Origin of the sequence: Kiloniella sp. (genome assembly GCF_048270245.1) — a bacterium.
Classification (GTDB): domain Bacteria; phylum Pseudomonadota; class Alphaproteobacteria; order Kiloniellales; family Kiloniellaceae; genus Kiloniella.
On record NZ_JBLWTH010000002.1, the window covers coordinates 236308 to 261915 of the forward strand.

Genomic DNA, 25608 nt, shown 5'->3' on the forward strand with positions numbered 1-25608 from the left:
TATTACGCCTTTGCCAGCTTAACCAACTCTTCCATCATCATCTTAACGCCTTTTAGACGGCTTGCGGCGTCATCCCATGCGCGACGATAGACCAGCTTGTGGTCGGGGCGAATTTTAACTGTACCGACTTGCTCTTGAATAAACATAATAAGCGCGGATGGATTTTCAAAGGTATCATTTCTAAAAGAAACAACTGCGCCTTTAGGGCCAGCATCAACCTTCTCAACACCACTTTGCTTACAAAGTCCCTTGATCAACATGACTTGTAGCAGGTTTTCTACCTCTTCCGGCAGGTCACCAAAGCGGTCAATAAGTTCAGCTGCGAAGCCGTCAATTTCGGACCGATCCGTCAAGGAAGATAAACGCCGGTAAAGACCCAAGCGTACATTCAAATCAGCAACATAACGATCTGGAATTAACACAGACGTACCAAGATTGATCTGCGGCGACCATGTATGATCTTCTTCACTATTCACTTCATCACTGCGCAACGTTGCAACAGCTTCTTCCAACATCTGTTGATAGAGTTCTACACCGACTTCTTTTATATGGCCAGACTGTTCATCGCCAACAAGGTTCCCTGCCCCACGAATATCCATATCGTGACTGGCAAGATTAAATCCAGCACCAAGGCTATCCAGCGTTTGCATAACCTCTAGACGACGCTCTGCTGTTTTACTCAACAACTTGCCAACAGGCAGTGTTAGATAACAATAACCCCGAATTTTAGAACGGCCGATACGACCACGGATTTGATAGAGCTGCGCAAGGCCAAACATATCTGCACGGTGAACCAGCATCGTGTTGGCGCTAGGAATATCCAGACCGGATTCAATGATACTGGTTGATAGCAAGACATCGTATTGGTGATCACAGAAAGCTGTCATAACGTCTTCCAGATCAGTTGCCGCCAACTGGCCATGAGCAACACAGATTTTCACTTCCGGTACAAGCTTTTCGAGGCGTTCCTTAAGCTCTCTCAGATCTGATAGGCGTGGGCACACATAGAACGTCTGTCCGCCACGATAATGCTCCCTGAGAATAGCTTCACGAACAATGACCGGATCAAAGGGCAGAACAAATGTACGTACGGCCAAGCGGTCAACGGGCGGCGTGGCAATCAGGCTCATTTCCTTAACACCCGACATCGCCATCTGTAATGTCCGCGGTATCGGTGTTGCCGTGAGTGTTAGAACATGCACATCAGTACGCAGCTCTTTCAAACGCTCTTTCTGTTTAACGCCAAAGTGTTGTTCTTCATCAACAATCAACAAACCAAGATCAGAGAATTTCATATTTTTAGCGAAGACGGCATGTGTGCCAACCACGATCTCCACAGTCCCTTCGGCAAGACCTTTTTTAGTCTCGGTCTGTTCTTTGCTCGTTGCCAAGCGAGATAACTGTCCTATGCGTACAGGCAAACCTTTGAAGCGTTCGACAAAGTTATTGTAGTGCTGGCGGGCGAGTAATGTTGTCGGCACGACAACAGCAACTTGTTTACCACTCATCACGGCAACAAAAGCTGCCCGAAGCGCAACTTCTGTTTTTCCAAAGCCCACATCACCGCAAACAAGACGGTCCATAGGACGCCCTGATCTCAAGTCTTCGAAAACATCCGCAATGGCGTTAAGCTGATCTTCTGTCTCCGGGTAAGGGAAACGCGCTGCAAACTCGTCATACAACCCATCTGGCACATCAATGGTTTCCGCTTTGCGCAAAAGTCGGTTCGCTGCAATGCCAATAAGCTGGTGTGCAATTTCGCGAATACGTTCTTTGACGCGTGCTTTCTTTGCCTGCCAAGCTGCGCCCCCCAAACGATCCAGTTCTGCACCACAATCTTCTGAGCCATACCGGGAAAGAATTTCGATGTTTTCTACGGGGACAAAAAGCTTGTCACCACCACTGTAAACTACCTTGAGGCAATCATGCGGTGCCCCGCCGACATCAACGGTTTCCAGACCAATATATTGTCCAATCCCGTGTTCCATGTGGACGACAAAATCTTTATCCTGAAGCGAGGACACTTCCCTCAGGAAGTTATCTGATTTACGGCGTCGTTTCTGTGCGCGAGCGAGGCGTTCACCCAGAATATCCTGTTCAGTAATAAACGCGACATTGGGGGTTACCACACCGCGTTCCAGCCCCAGTGTCAGGAACTGGACCTGCTTGCGCATGGTTTTCTTGTGGATTTTCCAATCTTTCAGAACATCGGTATTGGTCAAACCGTGCTCATGGAACATGGAAATAAGTCGATCGCGAGATCCGTCACTGAACCCGGTAACAATAATTTTTTTACCGTTTGTCTGTTGAAGGCGGATATATTCGCTGACCTCGTCAAAGACATTAACGTCTTCACGGTTTCTGGCTTCGGAAAAATCCTTGCCCTGCTTGCCTTCAACCTCAATCAGGTTTTCAAGATGATCAGGTAACGTAAAGCCCGAAAATTGTGTGACTGGCCTTTTGGATAGTATTGCATCCCAATCTTCAACAGTCAGGAATAAACGCTGCATTGGAACTGGTTTGTAAACCCAGCCACCTTCCGCCGTATTTTCCATCGTTTGCCGGGCTTGGAAGAAATCAGTGATGGACTCGATCCGGGCATCCCGCGCTTCTGAGGCTTGTCCATCCAGTGTAACAACTGCGGTTGGAAGGTAATCAAACAACGTTTCCAGATCACCATAAAAAAGCGGCAACCAGTGCTCCATCCCGGGATACTGACGTCCTTCGGAGATGGCTTCGTAGAGAGGATCATCCTTAGCAACGGCCCCGAAGGTCTCGCGATATCCCTTTCGAAAAGACTCTATTGTTTTTTCATCAAGAATTGCTTCACCAACAGGCTTAAGTTCCAGCCCCTCGGCATCACCCGTTGTTCTTTGTGTCAGCGGATCGAAATACCGCAAGGTATCCAGCTCATCCCCAAAGAAATCCAACCGCAGAGGCAGTTCTTCACCTGGTGGATAGACATCGACAATCCCGCCACGAATTGCGTATTCCCCTGCCTCGCTAACCGTTTCTGAACGCAGATACCCATTGGTGGAAAAGAATTTCACCAAATCTTCGTTTTTAATCTCCACACCGGATTTAGCCACAAGAGTTCTGTTTTTAAATAGCTCTCTTGGTGGGATCTTCTGAAGTGCAGCAGAAATTGTCGTCAGAACAAGACGGCCTGATTTTGGTGCAGGCGTTGCCAATAACTTTGCAAAAGCATTAATACGTGCAGCCAGAATATCCTTGTGCGGGCTCACCCGGTCATAAGGCAAACAATCCCAGGCGGGAATTTCAATAATCTCAATATCAGGTGCAAAGAATCCAACAAGCTCAGCAAGAACAGCCAGACGGTTATCATCAAGCGCAATATGCAAAACAGGTTGCGGTGCCAGTTCAACAACAAGCTCGGCAAGGAGCTGCGCATCATAGCCTTCAGGAGCTGATGAGATTTGGTAGTGATCGGCGGCTTGAAGTCGGGTCGCGAGTGTTTTCAATGTTGCAATTCTTTATATTAATCGTCGTTCTGAAAGCCTGAATATCGGCAATAAGACTTAACTCAACAAAAAAGTTATCGTTTATTCGGGGTGTATTTAAAGCTTAGCAAAGCATCAAGGACTTTGTTGTGCATATTTTCCGTTGGGGTCGAATTACCAATAATCCAGTCATAGAGCACAGGATCTGGAATTTCGAGTACCCGCTCAAAAAGGTCCAAATCTGTAGCATCCATATTACCAACGTTTTGATCAGCAAAGGTTCCAATAATGAGATCTGCTTCCTGTGTTCCACGGTGCCAGCTTCTGAATCTGAGCTGTTTACGCCTTTTGTCTAATTCAGCGTTGGCTGCCATCGTCATAAATCTCACCCGTCATTCAATTTAATACGCTTGTTCGTTTCGCTTGCACATTAAGCTGTGATATAGGAAACATTACTAGAACATTTAATAAACATCCGATTTAATTTCTGCAAGTTAAAGCCCGTGCGTCCAGAGATTCTCTTTCCACTTTTTACCCCAGTCTCAACTCTTCAAGGTGTTGGACCAAGATTAAGCACGCTTTATGAAAAGCTGGCTGGTGGACGTGTACTTGATCTTTGCTGGCATTTACCAGTGGGCTTGGTTGATCGTCGGTATTCCCCAACCATCGCCGATGCCATCTCTGATCGCGTTGCAACGCTGAAAATCACCGTATCCCGACACATCCCCTCTGCCAACCGTCGCAGTCCCTATCGGGTTATCTGCCATGATCATACGGGCGAGATAACGCTGATTTTTTTTCATGCGCGCGGCGATTATCTTATGAAACTCCTTCCAGTTGGCGAAGAACGTATCATAAGCGGTCGGCTTGAACGCTTTGGTGATGTGCTTCAAATGGCGCACCCGGACCATATGGTTCCGATAAGCGAAGAGGAAGATGTCAAAACAGTAGAACCCGTTTACCCCCTCAGCGCAGGCGTAACGCTCAAGCCACTTTCAAAAGCGATTAAAGCGTCCCTTGCTCTTGTTCCGACCATCCCCGAATGGCTTGATAGTTCTCTCAAAGAACAAGAAAACTGGCTCGATTGGTATAGCTGTCTTCAAAAGGTTCACCATCCCCAATCAGAAGATGAACTGACAGCCTTCTCTCCATATCGAAAGCGACTGGCCTATGATGAGCTTTTGGCAAACCAACTTGCCATTTCCCTTGTCCGGGAACAGCAAACAGCAGCAAAGGGGCGCATAATTAAGGGTGATGGATCTCTCCGAGAAAGAATGCTGGACATCCTACCCTTCAAACTAACGGGTTCACAGGATCAATCTATTCGCGAAGTTATTGCCGATATGGAAAGCACCAATCGCATGCTCCGTTTGGTGCAGGGAGATGTAGGAAGCGGTAAAACAGCTGTCGCGCTATTTCCCATGTTGGCAGCAATAGAAAGTGGGTCACAAGCTGCATTGATGGCCCCGACAGAAATTTTAGCCCGTCAGCACTATAAAACTCTACAACCTTTCGCCGAAAAGCTTGGAATTTCTGTCGTCATCCTTACGGGTAGAGATAAAGGAAAAGCACGCAAAGCCATTTTGGAAAGTATTGCTGATGGCTCGACACAAATGGTTATTGGTACACATGCCCTGTTTCAGGACGAAATAGGTTTTTCAGACCTTGCCTTGGCTGTCATTGACGAGCAGCACAGGTTTGGTGTTCATCAACGTCTTTCGCTTGCCCGAAAAGGCGCTGGGGTCGATATGTTGGTTATGACAGCGACACCTATTCCCAGAACACTCATGCTTACCGCTTATGGCGACATGGCTGTATCTCGCCTGACAGAAAAACCGGCTGGTCGACAACCTGTTGACACCCGGACAGTCTCCGTTGAACGGATTGATGATGTTATCAATGGGGTCGCCCGATCTTTGGATCAGGGGACAAAAGTTTATTGGGTTTGTCCCTTGGTTGAGGATTCAGACAAATCGGATCTTGCTGCAGCTGAAGAGAGATACCGGGAACTGAGCGAACGATTTGGCGACCGCGTAGGCTTGGTACATGGCCGCATGAAAGGCGCTGAAAAAGATGCAGTTATGGAAAAGTTCTCTAAGGGTAATGTTGATCTGCTGATTGCAACAACCGTGATTGAAGTTGGTGTTGACGTACCCCAAGCAACCATAATGGTGATTGAACACGCCGAACGATTTGGCTTGGCACAGCTCCATCAGCTTCGCGGACGAATTGGCCGTGGTAGCGAAAAATCAACCTGTATACTAATGTATCAAGGACCTTTAGGCGAAACGAGCAAAGCCCGGTTGAAAATCATGCGGGACAGTGATGATGGTTTTGTTATTGCCGAGGAAGATTTACGCCTGCGTGGTGCTGGTGAAGTCTTGGGGACGCGACAAAGCGGGTTACCAGAATTCAAGGTTGCTGACCTTGCCTGTCATGGGGAATTACTCGCAACGGCGCGTAATGATGCCAAACTAATCATGGATAAAGACCCAACATTACAAACCCCTAGGGGGCAAGCTTTACGCACACTGCTGTATCTTTTCGAGAGAGATACAGCAGTTAAATATCTAAAGTCGGGCTAAAAATTATGGCCTACGACGCAGCCTTTTGTGTTTCCGCGTCGTCACCGTTTTGATCCGCTGTAACATCAGTATTAACGGTCTCTACGGTCAATTTTTCCTGCTCTTGTTCCGGAGCATGATATTCAGGGGTAACTATTCCCCCAGAGACAACCATCTTAATGCCCTCTTCCACCGACATTGTCAGCATTCTTGCTTCCTTACGCGGAACAAAAAGCAAAAAGCCAGACGTTGGGTTGGGCGTTGTCGGCAAGAAGATATTAATTGATTCATCTTCAGAGATATCTTTGATTAAACGGTTAGAATCCCCAGTGTAAAACCCCAATGCCCAAGACCCCGGTCTCGGATATTGAAACAAAACAACTTCGCGAAACGCATTGGAATGATCCTGAAAAATCGTTTCAATAATTTGCTTAATTGCGCCGTAGACAGTTCGAATGACTGGCATTTGATCTAACAAACGCTCACTTATGCGTAACAACGTTTTTCCCACAATCCCTGCGGTAAGAAAACCAATCACCGTCAAACTTATAAAAATAAAAAACAGACCAAGCCCCGGTAATGCAAAGGGAAGATAGCTTTCCGGATTCCACTTCAACGGTATATACGGGCGCACCCAGCTATCGATTAAAATAATGATTTCCCAAGCCAACCAGAACGTAAGGCCTATTGGCGCTGTAACCAGCATGCCGCCAAAGAAATAGTTTCTCAGTTTCATGAAAACACTTGGTTTCTGGTATGCATGTGCTTCTTCAGATGCTTTCTTAGCTTTTTCCTCTAGTGTAAGCTTTTTGATTTCTGAGGGGGAAAGTATCCCACCCGAAATGACAAGCTTAATCCCCTCTTCAACTGTCATGTCCAGATGATGAACATCCTGTTTGGGGATAAAAAGTAAAAATCCTGTTGTCGGGTTTGGTGTTGCAGGTACAAAAACATTGACGACAGTGTCGTCTGTCAAGCTTTGTACTTCCCCCTTTGTCCGCCCGGTAATAAAGCCAACAACCCAGCACCCTCGATGAGGATATTCAACAAGTACGACCTCGTTAAAAGCGGTAGAATTTTGCGAAAGAACCGTTTCAAAAACCTGCTGAGTCCAACTGTAAACACTGCGAACCACGGGGAGTTTTTTAACGACTGCTTCACTCGCACGTTTCAGTAGCCGACCAATATAGCCTGCGGTCAAAAACCCTATTAGGGTCAATCCGACAATAATAACAAGCAGTCCTAAACCAGGAACACCAAAAGGAAGATAATTTTCAGGGTTCCATTTTAAGGGGATAAGCGGTGTTACCTGATTATCAACAAACGTTATCGCTCTCCAAGCAAGCCATAGTGTTATGGTGACAGGCGCAGTTATCAAGACCCCGGCAAGAAGATAGTTACTAAGTCGTTGCGCGAAGGATTGCTTCGACTTGTGAGTGGCTTTAACGCCTTTATCTTTCATATATTCAGGTTCCATTTAACAACTATTCAAAACACCATGACAGGCTGCCTGTGCTTTGTATTTAAACATTGCTTTTAAAGCCCACATTTTCAAGAAGCAAATTAGAAAACTCTGGCGCATCAGATAACCAACAGACAATCATCTAACATCAGAATGACTCTGCCTATGCGACAACAAATTCATTTATAAGCCATTCTTGAAATCCCCTCACCTTATGATTGTGTGCATTATGAATTGGGATCATAAGAAAATAAGCTAACCCAGTTATTCTAGGTTGATTTGGAAACGCCACTAACCAGCCTTGTTTAATTGCGGTCTCTACTAACAAAGAGCTTACCAATGCGACCCCTTGATCAGCCAACGCAGCCTGAATAACATGATGTTCAAGGTCAAAATATCTTCGATTTATCGCGTCTATTTTTCCGGCAACAACTCTATCCCACGAAATAGACGGCAAATCCTGGTTTTTCCATTTAGTCTCGATCAAACAAGCATCTTCTATTCTGGGCGTATTTTCTAGGTACCGCGGCGTGGCATAAGCCCCAACAGTCTCTGTCACAAGTTTAATTTTATGAAGAGATTCACCATCATCACGACCGTAACGAATAATAAGATCAATTCTCTTATCCCGGTCAAAATCATCTAGCTGCTCACCAGTTTTAACAACGACCTGAATTTGTGGATTAAGTTGATGAAACTTCTCAAGCCGGGGCACCAACCACATTGCCGCAAACGACGCCGTAGTACTTACTGTTAATGTTGTTTGTGTATCCGTTAATTCAGACACAACCGTCGAAAGTTGTTGTAAAGCTAGATAAGCTACTTGGGCGAGTTTCTCGCCTTCTTCTGTCAACTCTATTGCACGCGTTTTTCTTTCAAACAAAAGAGTACCAAGAGAATTTTCCAAGCCTCGAATTTGGTGCGACACAGCTGTCGGCGTAACGTTTAATTCGGATGCAGCAGCTTTAAAGCTCTTTAAACGCGCAGCGGAATCAAAAACCCGGATACTGTTCAAAGGGGGAAGATGAGAAAACATCCCTCACCTTATACATAAGTTTTTCTCACCTACAAATAAGAAATAGCCTTTTGCCAAAAGGACACAGATGAACAATATAATTTCATATTGATAAATTTACTACGCGATATGAGGAAATACTATGACGACAATTCTACATCTGGATAGCAGTGCACGCAGAACAGACAACTCTGAAGTAAGTTACAATTCTATCTCTAAAACCTTGGCTGCCGGATTTATCAAGGAATGGAAAAAACAAAGGCAAGTCGATACAATAATTTATCGGGATTTGGGCCAGACCCCACCAAACTTCATAAATCAAGATTGGATTGCTGCAGTTTTTACAGATGAGCAAAACCGGACAAACGCCCAAAAAGAGTTACTGACATTATCTGATACTTTAATTGACGAAGTGGATAGCGCCGACATCATCCTAATATCATCACCGATGTACAACTACGGCATGCCAGCAGCTTTGAAAGCTTGGTTCGATCAAGTTATCCGTATCCACAAGACCTTTACGTTTGACTTAGCGCGCGGAGACTACCCCCTAGAACCGATCATGTCGGGAAAAACATTGGTGTTAATCACCTCAACAGGTGAGTTTGGTTTTGAATCTGGTGAGATAAGAGAAAATATTAATCATCTTGGCCCCCACGTGAAAGTCATGAGTAAATATCTTGGTGTTGAAAATTTTCATGAAATTAGATCCGAATATCAAGAGTTCGGCGACGATCGACACACACAATCTATCGAAAACGCTCGCAACAACATCCTAAAGTTGGTCCACGATCTTTCACAATAGAACCAAATGAAATTTATCAAAACAGCTGGATAATACAGGAAATAGGACACGGTAATATTCAAGGAAAATGTACCAAGTCAAAACACTGAAAGGATTTTGTAGGATCAAAGAATATTAAGTCACGAATAGAATGGTGCGGCAAAGAGGACTTGAACCTCCACTCCCATAAAGGGAACTAGCACCTGAAGCTAGCGCGTCTACCAATTCCGCCATTGCCGCATCGCCTAAAAGCTCTGAATTCCCGATCAGGTACGTGCCCTGATTAAAGCAAATAATTTTGATTATCAAAATTCCTGGGGAATCATTAAGTCTTTTAAAGCAACAACATACCAATTTTGGTGCGGTCGAGAGGACTTGAACCTCCACGGGCTATTAGCCCATAACGACCTCAACGTTACGCGTCTACCAATTCCGCCACGACCGCATCGCTGTTGCTAATGGGGATATATACTGATCCATTCAGAAAGGGCAAACGAAAAATTTCAAAAAAATGAAATTTGTTGTGGATAAACCAAATGCTACCAATTTCCACAATACGAAAGAGAATTCATAAGCAGCTTCTAAAAGTTATCCCGGATGCTTTAAACAAAGCTATCCACAAACGAGAAACGAAAAAAAGCAGAAAAATTTCCCTCAAACGTACATTACTTATCTACGAACCTCATCTGGTAACATTTTGTTAACTTTCGTTAATTTACAAACTTGAAAGATCAGTTTTGGACACAGAAACATCACAACCTTTTTCTAATTAATTTTGATATGTTCTTTTTAACGCCCCGGAACGAGACGTTGGCCATACCATGCCTGTTCATGGTAACCCCCATTTGGCCGTCCCCCTGTTTTGTTCCGGGGCGTTTTCTATTTTCCAAGAAATTTCTATTTTATTCTGATTGAGCCATTTATTTGCTATGATGCCTTTAAAAGAGGATAGCGGGGCTAAATGTCTGATAAAAACATAAACATCAACCTAACGAAGGTAGCCACTGAATTGGAAAAGCGAAAAACAGAAATTTCTGATGTTCGCGCAACCAGCCAGCAATCCAGAGACGTCGTCGAGCTGGATCAGAGTAAAGTCGGTAGACTGTCACGAATGGACGCCTTACAATCACAGGCCATGTCTCTTGAATCTGAAAGACGCCGACAGGTAGAGCTAAATAAGATAGAGACGACTCTTACGCGGTTACAGAACGGTAACTATGGCTATTGCCTTCGTTGTGATGAAGAAATTCAGTTAAAGCGCCTAGAACTGGACCCAACAGCCACGCTTTGCATTGATTGCGCGACCAAAACAGACGATTCCTGATAACCGTCAAAAATAAAATACCCGGAATCAATCGTTCATGATTAAAGCCCGGGCATCATAAAGTAGTCGCTAAATCACAATTTGAAACACTTTTAAGTCAATGCAAAAACTGAACTTTATGCTCAAATAAAATGATTATCTTATTTTGGTAAATCGTCTGCCAAAATAGCCATATTAAAAGAATAGGATAGATCATCATCTTCCTCATCTTTATATATAACGCCAATGAACTCACCACCAAGACTCACCTCGATAGAATCAGCCTTCTTAGTTTTTCTATCAAGCGCAATTGCCTCGTTCCCAAAAGTCTGACGCAAGTATTTTTCTACGCTGGTAATTTCGTTGTTATCCACGCTTCCGATCTCCGACATTAAATTTAAAGGACCTGATTAACGAAACATCAGGCGAACTAAAAGGTTTTTTTCCCTTTAAATCACCAAAAAATTCCTTATATCTATTAACACTTAGTTAATGTGTTTGTGTCAGGATGCAACTATGAATATTAATGCGACATCTTTCCAACCCACAGTTCGGTTCTCTGAACCTGCTGCTGCTATTGATATCAGCGTTGCTGAAAAGAATTCACAAGCAGCTGTGGAAACGAAGCGTCCAGTTGAAAACAGCGAAGCATCTGCTGATTCTAAACAGTTTAATGCAAATCAGGATCGCGGCCAAAACTTGGACATACAGGTTTAAGTATATAAAGCCTTACGGTAAGAGCTGCTGTTTTTGACTTGAAGCAATAACCTGCCACTTTCGATTAACAAGCCTTTCCAGTGTAATTTTCCCTGTGTATGTTCCGTTAATCCATCCAGATTTTGGACGCTTCATCCCATTATAATACATGAATGACGCCTGATTATTCTTTAGAATTTTTTGGTTTGTTATAATCTCGCCCTTTGGATTTTTAAATTTCAATGTCAGGCGATCTGCAATTCTAAGCCCCCAAAGCTCCCCCCAGAATACTAAAAATTCAGGGTTCTCACTCACAGATATTCTTTTTTGTTCACTATGAAATGCCAAGAGCTTTTGTTCAGGAGGCTGACTGGCAAAACCTACATCAACAATTCCCGTGCTTTTATATTCAAAAAAATTTCCATCAGGCAAATTCCACAAAGAATTTTTCGTCGGGGTTATGCATCCTGAAGGCTTTTCTCCGGTGAACGGATCTATCAAGCCCTTATTATAGGACGTTTGAAAATGTAAGTGCGGAAACTCGGTTTTCCCACTTAAACCAACAATTCCAATGACATCACCAGCATTAACCTTATCCCCTGAAGACACAGTAACGGATCCCTTTTTCAAATGCGCGTAAGTTGTTTGCCATCCGTTCAGGTGATCTATCACAACGTTATTGCCAACCTCTTGCCGATATACAGCTCCATCACCCTTTAATATATAATCACCGTCACTTGCATCGCTCCTTTGATGCAAAACAATGCCATCGGCAACAGCTAGAACAGGAACCCCTTTAAGATATAAATCATACCTAAGAACCCTGAAATCGGTCCCCTTATGACGCTCATAGCTTAGCGTTCCACAGGTGTAGTCGCGATACCCCGTACCAGGACGCGCATCGACATAATTCTGAATGCTACATTCCAAAGGCACAGAGCAGTCAACAGGACTTATAAAACGTGGAGAGTTATCCGTGTCACCGACGGCCCTCCCCAATGATATAAAGAATAGCCCCGCAAGCACGATTCCTATGTAATATCCTGCGGACTGTCCCCTATCCTTCATAATCATAATAACCGGATAATACGTCTGAGGACTAACGCAGCACCGCCAGCGGTTTCTTCAAGGAATTTAATAAAGTCCATGGTGCTCTCTTCCCCCGCGAGATCACTCAGCGATCGTATGATAATAAAAGGCACCTTATAGTGTTCCGCCACCTGTGCGATTGCCGCACCTTCCATCTCAACGGCAAGGCCACCTAGCTCATTGCAAAGCCTGTCTCTCGCAACAGTACAGCCAATAAACTGATCACCTGTTAAAATAGTTCCAGACGTAATGACAGGTTTACGGGATTCCCCACCAGCAGCTTCCGCAGAGATCATTGGAAGATCGAAACCCTCTAGTTCTTGAAGTAACTTGTCGATAAGAATTACATCCGCGTCATAACCAAGCTTTTCAGTTGGCAGATGAATAGGTAAGTGTCCGGGTTGATAGGTCCTTAGCTTATCAGATACAATCATCCCATAATCGTGCTGGATAAGCTTGGTTCCGATAATAACATCACCAACCCCAAGATTTGGATCAACGCCACCAGCAACGCCAGAAAAGAGAACCACACGACAATTGAATTGCTCGATAAGCAAAGTTGTGACAACAGCGGCATTAACCTTGCCCATGCCAGCTTCGACAAGCACTGTTTCAACCCCATCAAGCCTGCCCTGAAAAAATGAAAAACCTGCGATCTGTTTTTCGCTCGTCTTTTCAAAAGCTGATCCAAAGTGTTGGATTTCATTTGGTATAGCGCAAATCAGACCAAGTGGTTTCTGGGACACGTTTTTATCCTTTTAAGCAAAGAGCATTTTTATCTGAGATACTTTATTCGAGCTATCGTAACAGACTTAAGTATTTTGACTTCCTCTAAAGTTATTATTCCCAGAGAAAGCAAACAAGGCTATTTCCAAAGAAAACGGACAAGAAAAGTTATGATCTTTGGGAAACAGAAAAACAAAACCCCGCTAAAAAGCGGGGTGTTTTATACAGAATGGTGGGCCCTACAGGATTCGAACCTGTGACCTGCCGATTAAAAGTCGGACGCTCTACCAGCTGAGCTAAGGGCCCATTCTGTAATATAGTAAAACCAGAATAATCTGGGGAGAATGGTGGGCCCTACAGGATTCGAACCTGTGACCTGCCGATTAAAAGTCGGACGCTCTACCAGCTGAGCTAAGGGCCCATTCTCATTTGCTTATCGACATTAAAGTGTAATGCGGTAAGCGAGGCGGAAGATAGAACCACTTATTGATTCGGTCAACAGCCTTTTTGTCTTCAACCGTAAAAAAAGGAATATTTTTAAATCAGGAGAGATGGATTGCGCTTAAAAGTCGGTTAATCCTTGGATTTACGCATAATTTTAAACTTCTCCTCCAATTTCGATTTCGTTGCTGGACTAACAAAAGAGGCGATATCTCCACCAAGATATCCAATCTCTTTAACAAATCGTGACGAAATAAACTGTTGTTTTTCAGAAGCCATCAAAAATACGGTTTCGATTTCAGCATCAAGACGGGCATTCATACCCGCCATTTGAAACTCATACTCGAAATCAGAAACCGCACGCAACCCCCGAAGAATGACCCCTGCACCAACTTCGCGGGCAAAATTCACCAGAAGATTGTCAAAGGGCAGCACTTCAATTTCAAACCCTTTGTCTCGTAAAGGAGCCGTATCGTGTAACACCATACTCACACGCGCTTCAGTACTGAACAACGGCCCCTTACGGTCATTGCGTGCAACGGCGATGACCAGCTTGTCAACGACCCGGCACCCACGGGTAATAATATCCATGTGCCCCTTGGTTACAGGGTCAAAGGTACCGGGATAAAGCCCAACGTGTTTTTTCGTCATGCCCTAAGCTCTTCTTCGTTAGGTTGCGGGGATTACTCCCCGCTTTTATCTTCACCAGATGCTTCAGGCGCGATTTCTGCGGCATCACTTTCTACCATATCAGTAGCTTCGACACCTTCTGGGCCTTCAGCTCCGTCGGCAACGGCACCTTCAAGATTTTCGTTTTCGTCATCTTCACCCTCACCGTCATCCGCCAAGCGTGAAACAGAAACGATTTTCTCATCATCTGCGACGTTGAACAGGTTAACACCACGTGTTGAACGCCCTGCAATTCTAACGTCGTGCACAGGACAGCGGATGAGCTTTCCTGCATCTGTTACCAACATAATGTGATCCGTCTCGTCAATAGGGAACACGGAAATAACAGTCGTTGTTTTCCCCTTGGCTCTCGAAAGATCAAGGTTGCCAATCCCTTTACCGCCACGGCTGGTCACACGGTATTCATAAGAAGACGAACGTTTACCCAAACCATCTTGAGAAATGGATAGAATGAACTGCTCTCTTTCAGCCATGCTATCAAGCTGCTCCTGAGACAATGTTGTCTCTAGTGCTGATGGATCAAACTCGCCCTCATCCGCATTTTCACTGCGACGTTTTGCACTTGCGTAACGAAGATATTGATCACGGGTATCTGAATCTGCATCCATGTGATTGATAATCGCCATGGAAATAACTGAATCACCCTCAGCGAGAGAAATCCCTCGCACACCTGTCGATGTACGGCCAGCAAAAACACGAACGCCATTCACAGGGAACCGGATACATTTACCACGCGCCGTAGACAGCATAATGTCATCGTGTTCAGTACATGTCTGCACACCAATCAGTCTGCTGTCTTCATCTTCTAGCTTCATGGCAATTTTACCATTTGCCATGACGCGCGTGAAATCAGACAGCTTGTTACGACGGATACCACCAGTAGATGTCGCAAACATAACGTACATTTCTGACCATGCTTCCTCGTTCTCAGGAAGCGGCATCATTGTCGATATCGTTTCGCCTGGTTGCAGTGGTAACATATTCACCAGCGCTTTTCCGCGTGATGTAGGTGTCCCAGGTGGCAGGCGGTAAACTTTCATCTTGTAGACCATACCACGGGAAGAGAAGAAGAGAACCGGCGTATGGGTATTACAAACAAAGATCTGGGATACAAAATCCTCGTCTCTTGTTGCCATTCCGGCTCGCCCCTTACCACCGCGACGCTGCGCACGATAGGTACTTAACGGAACACGCTTGATGTAACCGCCATGACTGACTGTCACCACCATATCTTCACGCTGGATAAGATCTTCATCGTCATACCCGAACACACCGTCCAGAATTTCAGTACGACGTGGCGTGGCATATTTGGTCTTCATTTCGATGAGTTCTTCGCGCAGGATGCCAAGAAGTTTTTCGCGAGAAGCGAGTATTTCGAGATAATACCGGATTTGATCCGAAATGTCTTCCAATTCCTTGGCAATCTTATCCCGCTCAAGGCCGGTCAATCTCTGTAGACGTAGCTCTAGAATCGCACGTGCCTGTGCTTCAGAAAGGAAATAGTTGCCATCATCATCAACATTACGGCCCGGCTCATCAATCAACTTGATAAGCGGTTCCACATACTTAGCAGGCCACGGACGGTCCATAAGCTGTTCACGCGCAATCACAGGATCAGAAGCGGCACGAATGAGCTCGATGACCTCATCAATATTCGCAACAGCAATCGCCAAGCCGACCAACAGATGGGCACGATCGCGGGCTTTATTCAGTTCAAAAATCGTGCGGCGTGTAATAACTTCTTCGCGGAATGCGATAAATGCTGAAATAATAGACTTCAGGTCCAGCAACTCTGGGCGACCTGAATTCAGCGCCAACATGTTTGCCCCAAAGGACGTCTGCAACGGGCTGTAGCGATAAAGCTGGTTCAGAATCACTTCCGGCTCGACATCACGACGCAGCTCAACAACGACACGCACACCGTGACGGTCACTTTCATCGCGAATGTCAGTAATGCCTTCGATTGTTTTATCACGGGCAATATCCGCGATCTTTTCAAGCATTCTGGCTTTGTTGACCTGGAAAGGAACCTCGGTAACAACAATCGCCATTTTATCCTTACGGATTTCCTGAACCTCGGCCTTACCGCGCATAACAATTGAACCGCGTCCCGTATGATAGGCATCGCGAATTGTTGTACGCCCAAGAATAACACCGCCCGTTGGAAAATCAGGTCCAGGGATAATCTCGTTTAGTTGATCAATGGAAAGGTCCGGATCATCCACAAAGGCACAACAAGCATCCAGAACTTCGCCAAGGTTATGTGGCGGAATGTTAGTTGCCATACCAACCGCAATACCACCGGCACCATTAACCAAAAGGTTTGGATAGCGTGCAGGAAGAACAATCGGCTCTTTGGTGGATTCATCATAGTTGTCCTGAAAATCAACCGTATCACGGTCGATATCTTCCAAAAGAGCCTCACTGGAAACGCGCTGCAAGCGAGATTCAGTATAACGCATCGCCGCGGGCGGATCACCATCCATGGAACCAAAGTTACCTTGGCCATCAACCAGAGGCAGGCGCATAGAGAAATCCTGCGCCATACGAACCATGGCATCGTAAATAGCCTGGTCACCATGCGGGTGATACTGACCCATCACGTCACCGACAATACGGGCAGACTTACGATAAGCTCTGTTCCAGTCGTAACCGGATTCCTTCATCGCGTAAAGGATGCGACGGTGCACCGGTTTAAGGCCGTCCCTGACGTCGGGAAGGGCACGCGACACGATAACGCTCATGGCGTAATCGAGGTACGATCGCTTCATTTCGTCTTCAATAGTTACCGGAAAAACATCCTGGTTATCGGATGATGTATCAGAGTTCGAAGTCACGTAATTATCCTGTTTCTGTTTAACAGAAATGCCTTCTAAAACCGTGAATAGCACAATGCCGGAACACAAGTTATTTCAGGCGTAAAAAAAATCACATGAAATGTAACAAATTCATCGCGTAGCCACAACAAAATGTGTGTAAAAAGAGAAGGAAAAATACCGTTCTACAGGATTGAATTTAAATAATTTTTTGATCCCAACCTCAAATCAACAAATTCTACTTTATTTTAATTTGTCAAGGGGCAAAATTTCACCATTTTATACGGCGCGGATCATGTCTAAATGCGGTATACCCGCATCGTCATAAGGTTCATCAGAAACCGTTACATAGCCAAGATTATTGTAGAACTTCTGTAAATGCTCCTGAGCTGAAATTTCAATACTTTCAGCACCCACCTGTTTGGCAATAAAGTCGTGTGCTCGCCCCATCAACTCAACAGCGATCCCCCGTCCTCTGGCTGCCTTCGAAACCGCGACCCGACCAATCGTGTAACAGCTATCATCTTTAGGATCGTTCTGAATACGGAGAACACCAACAACAGTGTCTTCGTCGCCATAAGCTAGCACATGCCAGGCAACGCTATCCTGTCCATCCATATCCCTGTACAGAGATTCTTGCTCCAGAACAAAGACATCAGAACGAAGCTGTAAAACACGATAAAGCTGTTCCTTGGAAAGCTGCTCAAAATGAAGAAGATCAGTTTTGGTCATTATATATTGAACCTACCATAGAAATAAAAAAGCGGCCCAAAAGAGCCGCTTTAATTGAATATATTCTAATATACTTAGAACGGGATCTCGTCATCGAGATCGTCAACTGGTGCGCTGCCACCAGTTGATCCGCCTCCAGAGGAGCCACCACCAAAGCCGCCGCCGTATCCGCCGCCGGAGCTACCGCTGCCGCCAAAACCACCGGCATCACCTCCGGAAGAATCACCAAAGCCACCGCCCTGACCATCATTACGGCCATCAAGCATTGTCAATTCGCCGCGGAAGTTCTGTAGAACGATCTCTGTGGTGTACTTTTCAACACCAGCGTTGTCGGTCCATTTACGGGTCTGCAACTGGCCTTCCAAATAAACTTTGGAGCCTTTGCGCAAGAATTTCTCGGCAACATCAACCAGACGATCATTAAAGATAACAACACGGTGCCATTCGGTTTTATCCCGACGCTCACCCGAGGTACGATCTTTCCAGCTTTCTGATGTTGCTATGTTCAAATTAGCCACACGCTGCCCTGATTGCATGGAACGGATTTCCGGATCACGCCCCAAATTACCAACCAGAATAACCTTGTTAACACTACCAGCCATGGCTTCGTCCCTATGATTTACTTTAGAATCTAAAAAATTTGATCTGGAACCCTATCAGTCGGGCTGCTCAGAGCCAACGTCTAATAGAAGATCAATCTCTTTTCTGCAAGATCTTCGCATTTTTCCGGAGAACTTTCAGCAAAATATTCATCTGGTTTTATAAAAAAGGATGCATTTTGTTCACTGTTCGTCCATATATATTCTAACGAGAACATTTGCAAAACATTTACAGGCGATAAAATGAGTTCAATACAGGAATCCCGCACTATTTCCGTACGTGGCGCGAGAGAACATAACCTGAAAAACGTTAGTGTTGATTTACCCAGAAACGAACTCGTTGTTATCACTGGCCTCAGTGGGTCCGGCAAATCGTCTCTCGCCTTTGATACCATCTACGCCGAGGGGCAACGACGCTATGTCGAATCCCTTTCGGCCTATGCCCGCCAGTTCTTGGAACTCATGCAAAAGCCGGATGTGGATTCTATCGAAGGGTTATCCCCGGCGATTTCAATTGAACAAAAAACAACGTCAAAAAATCCGCGCTCTACCGTTGGTACCGTTACAGAAATTTACGATTACCTGCGCCTTCTCTTTGCACGGGTTGGTATACCCTACTCACCAGCAACCGGCCTTCCCATCCAAAGCCAATCTGTCAGCCAAATGGTTGATAAAGTCATGGAGATGGAAAGTGGCACCCGCCTCTATCTGCTTGCGCCAATTGTACGGGGCCGCAAAGGCGAATACCGCAAAGAACTGGCAGACCTTCAGGTCCGGGGTTTTCAACGCGTAAAGGTCGATGGTGAACTTTATGAAATTGGTGACGTTCCCGCGCTGGATAAAAAGAAAAAACACGATATCGAGGTTGTTGTTGATCGTGTCGTGGTCAAGGACGACATCAAAACACGTTTGGCAGACAGTTTGGAAACTGCGTTGGGCCTTGCAGATGGCATCGCCTTTGCTGAAAACGCCAAGACAGGTGAACAGACAATCTTCTCGGCACGCTATGCCTGCCCGGTATCCGGTTTTACCATTGATGAGATTGAACCCAGATTGTTCTCTTTCAACAACCCCTTTGGTGCCTGCCCTGCTTGTGACGGGTTAGGAAAAACCCTTATCTTTGACGGCGACCTGATCGTACCGGACCAACGCATTTCCCTTAAAGAAGGTGCCATTGCCCCTTGGGCAAATTCGACTTCTAAATATTACCTCCAAACCCTGAAAAGTCTCGCTGAACATTATGATTTTCCACTTGATCTTGCCTGGAACGAACTGCCGGAGAAAATTAAAGCGCTGCTTCTGAATGGGTCAGGTAAAGACGTCATCGAAATGACCTACACTGACGGCAACCGCAGCTATCAAACTAAGAAACCTTTCGAGGGTATTATACCCAACATGGAAAGACGCTTTCGGGAAACGGACAGCGACTGGGTACGCGAAGAGCTATCAAAATACCAAACGAAACAGCCTTGCCAGACATGCGATGGACACCGCCTGAAACCGGAAGCGCTTGCCGTTAAAATTGGCAAAAAACACGTCGGAGAAATTGCCCAGCTTTCCATTGCCGAAGCCGAGAAATGGTTCAATGAAATTCCTAAGTTTCTCAGCGATAAGGAAAATGAGATCGCCGTCAGAATTCTCAAGGAAATTAATGAACGGCTGTATTTCCTTGTGAACGTCGGCCTTGATTACCTGACACTTTCCCGATCCTCGGCAACGCTGTCAGGTGGAGAAAGTCAACGTATTCGACTGGCTTCGCAAATTGGCTCGGGCCTGACCGGCGTTCTTTATGTTCTGGATGAACCCTCGATTGGTTTGCACCAGCGGGATAACGCGCGGCTATTGGAAACACTACGCCGCTTGCGGGACCTTGGTAATACCGTTGTTGTCGTTGAACATGACGAGGATGCCATTCGAACCGCAGATTATCTCGTCGATATGGGGCCACGTGCCGGAAAGCATGGCGGACAGGTTGTCGCCTGTGGAACGCCGGATGAAGTGATGGCAACAGAGGCAAGTTTAACAGCCAAGTATCTGACTGGTGAAGTCTCGATCACACTGCCTGAAAAACGCCGCAAAGGCCATAAAGGACAAAAGATTAAAGTTCTCAAGGCAAACGAAAATAACCTGAAAAATGTATCGATTGATGTTCCACTTGGCACTTTCACCTGCATCACAGGCGTTTCCGGTAGTGGTAAATCAACACTCATCCTTGAGACGCTGTATAAGGCCGTTTCGCGTAAATTGCATAATGCCAAAGGGCAACCCGGAAGCCATGATTCCATCGAAGGGCTAGAGTTCATCGACAAGGTGATTGATATTGACCAATCCCCTATTGGCCGGACTCCACGATCAAATCCCGCGACCTATACAGGTGCGTTTTCTCCGATCAGAGACTGGTTTGCCGGATTACCCGAAGCCAAAACCCGCGGTTACAAACCCGGACGCTTCTCTTTCAATGTAAAGGGGGGGCGTTGCGAAGCCTGTCAGGGCGACGGTGTCATCAAGATCGAAATGCACTTCCTGCCTGATGTCTATGTTGAATGCGATGTCTGTAAGGGCAAACGCTATAACCGCGAGACACTTGAAATTCTCTACAAAGGGAAATCAATTTCAGATGTCTTACATATGAATGTTGATGATGGATTGGAATTCTTTAAGGCGGTTCCTTCTATTCGCAACAAGTTAGAGACCTTGCAAAGGGTTGGCCTCGGCTATGTTCAGGTTGGCCAAGCGGCCACAACGCTTTCCGGTGGTGAAGCACAGCGTGTTAAATTAGCCAAAGAGCTTTCCAGACGAGCAACAGGGAAAACACTCTATATCCTCGATGAGCCAACAACGGGCCTTCACTTTGACGATGTAAAAAAGTTGTTGGAAGTCCTACAGTCCCTCGTGGATCAAGGAAACACCATCCTTTGTATTGAACACAATCTTGAAGTCATCAAAATCGCCGATTGGATTATCGACATGGGACCAGAGGGCGGTGACAAAGGCGGACGCGTTGTTGCCACAGGAACACCTGAAACCGTTGCAAAGACAAAAGGCAGCTATACAGGTGAATACCTAGAACCTTACCTGAAATAGCATAATAAAAAGGCCGGATAGAAATTAACCTATCCGGCCTTTTATTAGATTTGATTAATCAGTCATCCAAGCAATAGATTTCCCGGGTTTCTTCAATACCCCGTAGGGCGTGGTTTCCCATTGGTGTGCATTTACGTCCGGCGATTTCTGCAAACTCTTTACTCATCAAAATACGCTTACCAAGTTCTTTGGTCAGCGCTTCCAGTCTGGCGACTTCATTTACTGCAGGCCCAACTGTTGTGAACTGAAGACGATCTGGCAACCCAATGTTACCAAACATCACATTCCCAACATGTAAACCAAGACCAAAGGAAGCTTCACACTTGCCGTTATCGCAAGCACAGGCATTCAACTCTTTGATACGTTCTACCGCATCATAAGCAGCTTTAACCGCCATTTCCCCGGTTTCAGCCTGTGTTTTATCTTCAGTGAATGGAAAAATTCCCAGAACAGCATCACCGATCAACAACAGAACGTCGCCGCCATTATCAATAATGGCCCCCGCCGTACTTTCGAAATACCCATTCAGTAGATCCAGATAGTCCTCTTCCGGCATCATGTCTGCCAGCGCTGTCGAATTTCTAAGGTCACTGTACCAGATAACCGCGTGGATTTTTTCACCGTCGCCCCGTTGAATCTGCCCTTTGAGGACTCTCTGGCCAGCGTTACGACCAAGATATGTCGTAGAGATATTTTGGGCGATTTGCGATTTGATAATAACTTTACACGCGACAGCCAGACGGTTCTGGACTCGAATAAGTGATCGTATATCAGAATCACTAAACCCGGCTTTAATATCGCTTGCCCACGTTCCTAAAATGCCTCTTGATTCTGTATCCCCTGATGATGTTTCTTCGAAATGAATGGCGTAACAAAGCACATCTGTATAACCGTCATCACGAAGATCTTCCATTAGACGGAAATCATGAATAGATCCTTCACCAATTAAACGACGCCTTAAAAGACCGATATCTTTGCTGAGCATAAAATAAAACGGACTTCTGCGCCATTCTTCAGAAGCTGAACTTTCATGTGACATACCAACTGTTTTAACGCCATTGCCGAGTTCCCAAGTCAGGCCCACGGCACTGTACAAGGGGTGCAGAGTACGAAACGCAATATACCCGCGAGCAATAGGTAATCCAGCAGATCTCAGCCTTAGGCAGCAACCTTCAAATAACTGTTCGATCGTGGTATCACGAAGTGCCTGAGCCATAACCCAATCAACCACAGAGCCGATCAGACTGTCTTCGTCGCCACCACGCCTAACGCGATCATCTATTCGTTGCATGAAATAAAGAGCTCCGGTTTATTATGTTATTATGAATTATATAAAAGAAAATATGTTTATTTAAAACATATGGGTGCAAAGCTGCTTTTTAGTAGATATAACACAAAAAATTTTATTATTGCAGATGCAATGAATAGTAAAGAGACAATCATGAGCAAGAGTGACCTAAAAGAAATCCATGTTGTTGGCGGTGGTATGGCCGGAACGGAAGCAACCTGGCAGATTGCACAGGCAGGCATTCCGGTAATTCTTCATGAGATGCGTCCCGTTCGAAAAACAGAGGCACACCAAGGCGAAGGCCTCGCCGAGTTAGTCTGTTCCAATTCATTCCGGTCTGATGATTATGAGAATAATGCCGTTGGCCTGTTGCACGAAGAAATGCGCAGAATGGACTCTCTCATTATGTCCTGTGCAGCAAAGCATATGGTGCCCGCAGGCGGTGCGCTGGCTGTTGACAGAAATGATTTTTCAGATGAAGTCACCAAGCGCCTTGAAGATCATCCTCTCGTAACCATCAAACGCGAAGAAGTTTCTGCCCTTCCGCCAGAAGAGTGGGATTCTGTCATTATCGCCACAGGGCCTTTGACATCGGAAAGTATGAGCGACGTTATCGGCTCTATCACAGGCGAAGAATATCTTGCGTTTTTTGATGCGATCGCGCCGATTGTTTACAAAGAGTCTATCAATTTTGACAAAGCTTGGTTCCAATCCAGATACGACAAGGTTGGCCCCGGCGGCGATGGTGCTGACTACATCAACTGCCCAATGAATAAAGAACAGTACGAAACCTTTATTCGGGCACTAATTGATAGCGACAAAACAGATTTTAAAGAGTGGGAAGAGAATACGCCCTATTTCGAAGGCTGTTTGCCAATTGAAGTCATGGCGAGCCGCGGTGTTGAGACCTTGCGCTTTGGTCCGATGAAGCCTGTTGGCCTCACCAACCCGCACAGCGAGGAAGAGCCCTATGCTGTTGTCCAGCTGCGCCAAGATAACAAACTGGGGACCATTTATAATATCGTTGGTTTCCAGACAAAGATGAAATACGGCGCGCAAATGGAAATCATCCGTGCGATTCCCGGCCTTGAAGAAGCTGAATTCGCTCGCCTCGGTGGCCTGCATCGCAACACCTTCTTAAAGTCACCTAAGCTTCTTGACCATTCCCTTCGTATGAAACCAATGCCACGTCTCAGATTTGCCGGACAGATTACTGGCGTTGAAGGCTATGTGGAATCCGCCGCATCAGGCCTCATGGCCGGGCGATTTGCTGCCGCGGAACGTTTGGGCAAAGATCTGCCTGCGCCACCAATCACCACAGCGCACGGCGCACTGATTAATCACGTCACGGGTGGCGCTGATGCCAAGACCTTTCAACCGATGAATGTAAATTTTGGTATTTTCCCGAATATTCCCAAAGGGCCGGGTAAGAAACTTAAAAAGAAAGATCGCAAGCCGCTCTATTCAAAACGAGCACTAGAAGATTTGAAAACCTGGCTTGATGAAAATCAATAAGATTAAGAAGTCAGTTAATTCCTACAAAAGGTCGCTCCACCGAGCGGCTTTTTGTTTTATAGCATCGGGTTAATATCGACCAAAAATATTGGCCCACATAAGCTTCCATGATGCAGAGAATTTAGGGTGGTGGAGTGCCGCATCAAAAGGATCATAATTAGTGCTTTCAAGCCTTTTAATATATCCATCCGCCAGGACACCAATCAGCAAAGGTGATTTTACTGATTTAGGTATTTTTTTTGAAAAACTACGTGCCGTGGTCAAATGTACTTTAGCTGCCTCGGTCAAAGTCTTGCTAATTGCACACAACTCTGGTGAAGTTTTTAATTCAAAAAGTTCTGAAGTGCTAAGTCCGTACTGATTTATCAGAACCTGAGGCAGATAAACTCTTTTTTTCGCGGCATAAAAAGGGGTTGCTCGAATAATACCCAATACTCCCCAAGCAAGTCCCATGGAACGGCAAGTCTGTTCAACAACTTCCTTGATGTCATTGTCCAAATCAGCCTTATTAATTGTAATATCTGTTGCCAAGCTCAAGAGTGCAGAGGATGTTTTTCGGACATGCCGCTCTAAAGCACCAAGATCTTGCGGAACAGAGTTTTCCAGGTCGAACTCTCTGGCATTAATAAATTCATCCAACCTTTCACGCTTTAACCCGTGGTCTTTCACAGCTCTGGCTAAAGCCTCGACAACCAGATGTTTACGTGGTTTGCCCTCAAAGATTCCTTCAATAGCTTCACGCCACCATTGCAAGCGAATCATTCCTGTCAGCGGTTCACTCACAACCTCAGCTGTTTTGGCTATTTCCTGATTGAAAGCATAAAGCGCAAAAAGATTTTCGCGGACGGTATCATCTTTTGCAAAAAGACACGTTAAATAACGATCATAGTCGTTCTTCTTAATGTCTTCTCCGCAAAAGGATAGGCCAGTATCATTCGACATTTGGTTCGTGCCCGCAGAAAACTTTAATCGACTGCGATTAACGCAGCAGCAACATTCCGACCTTCAGAGAGAAGAACGTTATAGGTACGACAGGCCGCACCTGTATCCATCGCATCTACAATTAGACCTTTATCCTTCAGGCTATTGCGGAAAGTGGGGGTAATGAATTCGCCTTTAGCGCCGCACCCAAGAATCAACACTTCGATCACGCTCGCCTTTTCGACAAAGGAGGTAAGTGTTTCCAAAGACACATCAGAAAAACTTTGTACGTCCCAGCTTTCAGTCAAATCTGGTAGCACAAGAATAGAACCTTCATGGTAATGGTCGGACACCATAAATCGACCATTACCATACTTTTCGATAATCTGTTTGCCTTCTGGAATTTTAAGCGATATTTCCAC

The 25608-nt window shown here is 45.5% G+C and carries 20 protein-coding genes and 4 tRNA genes; 6 read left to right on the forward strand and 18 right to left on the reverse strand.

What is annotated here, in order from left to right:
* Positions 1-2: 2 nt before the first annotated feature.
* Together mfd and ACN0W5_RS06315 are read right to left on the reverse strand one after the other, a co-directional pair.
* On the reverse strand, positions 3-3482 hold the full coding sequence (gene mfd, locus ACN0W5_RS06310) for a transcription-repair coupling factor (protein ID WP_417453328.1): 3480 nt from the start codon (positions 3480-3482) through the stop codon (positions 3-5).
* A 74-nt stretch (positions 3483-3556) separates the two neighbouring features.
* Positions 3557-3841 (reverse strand): succinate dehydrogenase assembly factor 2, encoded by a 285-nt coding sequence (locus tag ACN0W5_RS06315; protein ID WP_417453329.1) that lies wholly within the window; start codon positions 3839-3841, stop codon positions 3557-3559.
* A gap of 123 nt (positions 3842-3964) precedes the next feature.
* Here ACN0W5_RS06315 and recG point away from each other — a divergent pair, with 123 nt between their 5' ends.
* Entirely contained in the window at positions 3965-6046 is a 2082-nt protein-coding gene (gene recG / locus ACN0W5_RS06320; protein ID WP_417453330.1) for an ATP-dependent DNA helicase RecG, read from the forward strand.
* A gap of 10 nt (positions 6047-6056) precedes the next feature.
* On the opposite strand, the gene ACN0W5_RS06325 is transcribed toward recG, so the two are convergent.
* Positions 6057-7487: a DUF502 domain-containing protein gene (locus ACN0W5_RS06325; protein ID WP_417453331.1), complete on the reverse strand. Its 1431-nt coding sequence runs from the start codon at positions 7485-7487 to the stop codon at positions 6057-6059.
* Positions 7488-7650: 163 nt separating this feature from the next.
* Positions 7651-8523 (reverse strand): LysR substrate-binding domain-containing protein, encoded by an 873-nt coding sequence (locus tag ACN0W5_RS06330; protein WP_417453332.1) that lies wholly within the window; start codon positions 8521-8523, stop codon positions 7651-7653.
* A gap of 121 nt (positions 8524-8644) precedes the next feature.
* Between ACN0W5_RS06330 and ACN0W5_RS06335 the strand changes: the two genes are divergently transcribed.
* Positions 8645-9307 carry an FMN-dependent NADH-azoreductase gene (locus ACN0W5_RS06335; RefSeq protein ID WP_417453333.1) on the forward strand — a complete coding sequence of 221 codons (663 nt, stop codon included), beginning with the start codon at positions 8645-8647 and terminating at the stop codon, positions 9305-9307.
* 131 nt (positions 9308-9438) lie between these two features.
* Here the strand turns inward: ACN0W5_RS06335 and ACN0W5_RS06340 are convergent.
* Both ACN0W5_RS06340 and ACN0W5_RS06345 read right to left on the reverse strand, forming a co-directional pair.
* A tRNA-Leu gene (locus ACN0W5_RS06340) sits at positions 9439-9526 on the reverse strand.
* A 117-nt stretch (positions 9527-9643) separates the two neighbouring features.
* Positions 9644-9731, reverse strand: a tRNA-Leu gene (locus tag ACN0W5_RS06345).
* Positions 9732-10247: 516 nt separating this feature from the next.
* Between ACN0W5_RS06345 and ACN0W5_RS06350 the strand changes: the two genes are divergently transcribed.
* Positions 10248-10610 carry a TraR/DksA family transcriptional regulator gene (locus tag ACN0W5_RS06350; RefSeq protein ID WP_417453334.1) on the forward strand — a complete coding sequence of 121 codons (363 nt, stop codon included), beginning with the start codon at positions 10248-10250 and terminating at the stop codon, positions 10608-10610.
* A gap of 140 nt (positions 10611-10750) precedes the next feature.
* On the opposite strand, the gene ACN0W5_RS06355 is transcribed toward ACN0W5_RS06350, so the two are convergent.
* The gene (locus ACN0W5_RS06355; protein WP_046505456.1) at positions 10751-10963 is read right to left on the reverse strand and encodes a DUF3126 family protein; all 213 of its coding nucleotides are present in this window, start codon (positions 10961-10963) and stop codon (positions 10751-10753) included.
* Between the two features lie 142 nt (positions 10964-11105).
* Here ACN0W5_RS06355 and ACN0W5_RS06360 point away from each other — a divergent pair, with 142 nt between their 5' ends.
* Positions 11106-11306 carry a hypothetical protein gene (locus ACN0W5_RS06360; protein WP_417429234.1) on the forward strand — a complete coding sequence of 67 codons (201 nt, stop codon included), beginning with the start codon at positions 11106-11108 and terminating at the stop codon, positions 11304-11306.
* A gap of 12 nt (positions 11307-11318) precedes the next feature.
* Here the strand turns inward: ACN0W5_RS06360 and ACN0W5_RS06365 are convergent, their stop codons facing one another.
* The 8 genes from ACN0W5_RS06365 to ssb form a co-directional block, all read right to left on the reverse strand.
* Positions 11319-12353: a M23 family metallopeptidase gene (locus tag ACN0W5_RS06365; RefSeq protein ID WP_417453335.1), complete on the reverse strand. Its 1035-nt coding sequence runs from the start codon at positions 12351-12353 to the stop codon at positions 11319-11321.
* Positions 12354-12355: 2 nt separating this feature from the next.
* Positions 12356-13120 carry a 5'-methylthioadenosine/adenosylhomocysteine nucleosidase gene (locus ACN0W5_RS06370; protein WP_417453336.1) on the reverse strand — a complete coding sequence of 255 codons (765 nt, stop codon included), beginning with the start codon at positions 13118-13120 and terminating at the stop codon, positions 12356-12358.
* Between the two features lie 210 nt (positions 13121-13330).
* Positions 13331-13406 (reverse strand) — tRNA-Lys (locus ACN0W5_RS06375).
* Positions 13407-13445: 39 nt separating this feature from the next.
* A tRNA-Lys gene (locus ACN0W5_RS06380) sits at positions 13446-13521 on the reverse strand.
* 152 nt (positions 13522-13673) lie between these two features.
* Positions 13674-14192 carry a pantetheine-phosphate adenylyltransferase gene (gene coaD / locus ACN0W5_RS06385; protein WP_417453337.1) on the reverse strand — a complete coding sequence of 173 codons (519 nt, stop codon included), beginning with the start codon at positions 14190-14192 and terminating at the stop codon, positions 13674-13676.
* Positions 14193-14224: 32 nt separating this feature from the next.
* The gene (gyrA, locus tag ACN0W5_RS06390) at positions 14225-17068 is read right to left on the reverse strand and encodes a DNA gyrase subunit A (RefSeq protein ID WP_417453338.1); all 2844 of its coding nucleotides are present in this window, start codon (positions 17066-17068) and stop codon (positions 14225-14227) included.
* A 258-nt stretch (positions 17069-17326) separates the two neighbouring features.
* Positions 17327-17779 (reverse strand): GNAT family N-acetyltransferase, encoded by a 453-nt coding sequence (locus ACN0W5_RS06395; RefSeq protein ID WP_417453339.1) that lies wholly within the window; start codon positions 17777-17779, stop codon positions 17327-17329.
* 74 nt (positions 17780-17853) lie between these two features.
* Positions 17854-18381: a single-stranded DNA-binding protein gene (gene ssb, locus ACN0W5_RS06400; RefSeq protein ID WP_047763509.1), complete on the reverse strand. Its 528-nt coding sequence runs from the start codon at positions 18379-18381 to the stop codon at positions 17854-17856.
* A 240-nt stretch (positions 18382-18621) separates the two neighbouring features.
* On the opposite strand from ssb, the gene uvrA reads away from it, so the two are divergent.
* Entirely contained in the window at positions 18622-21462 is a 2841-nt protein-coding gene (gene uvrA / locus ACN0W5_RS06405) for an excinuclease ABC subunit UvrA (RefSeq protein WP_417453340.1), read from the forward strand.
* A 58-nt stretch (positions 21463-21520) separates the two neighbouring features.
* Here the strand turns inward: uvrA and ACN0W5_RS06410 are convergent, their stop codons facing one another.
* Complete coding sequence (locus tag ACN0W5_RS06410; protein WP_417453341.1) at positions 21521-22753, reverse strand: adenylate/guanylate cyclase domain-containing protein; 1233 nt, start codon at positions 22751-22753, stop codon at positions 21521-21523.
* A gap of 150 nt (positions 22754-22903) precedes the next feature.
* On the opposite strand from ACN0W5_RS06410, the gene trmFO reads away from it, so the two are divergent.
* Positions 22904-24265, forward strand: a complete 1362-nt coding sequence (gene trmFO / locus ACN0W5_RS06415) for a methylenetetrahydrofolate--tRNA-(uracil(54)-C(5))-methyltransferase (FADH(2)-oxidizing) TrmFO (protein ID WP_417453342.1) — start codon at positions 22904-22906, stop codon at positions 24263-24265.
* A gap of 69 nt (positions 24266-24334) precedes the next feature.
* On the opposite strand, the gene ACN0W5_RS06420 is transcribed toward trmFO, so the two are convergent.
* Together ACN0W5_RS06420 and ACN0W5_RS06425 are read right to left on the reverse strand one after the other, a co-directional pair.
* Positions 24335-25207 carry a phytoene/squalene synthase family protein gene (locus ACN0W5_RS06420; protein WP_417453343.1) on the reverse strand — a complete coding sequence of 291 codons (873 nt, stop codon included), beginning with the start codon at positions 25205-25207 and terminating at the stop codon, positions 24335-24337.
* Between the two features lie 23 nt (positions 25208-25230).
* Positions 25231-25608, reverse strand: coding sequence for an Mth938-like domain-containing protein (locus ACN0W5_RS06425; protein ID WP_417453344.1), 378 nt, complete (start codon positions 25606-25608; stop codon positions 25231-25233).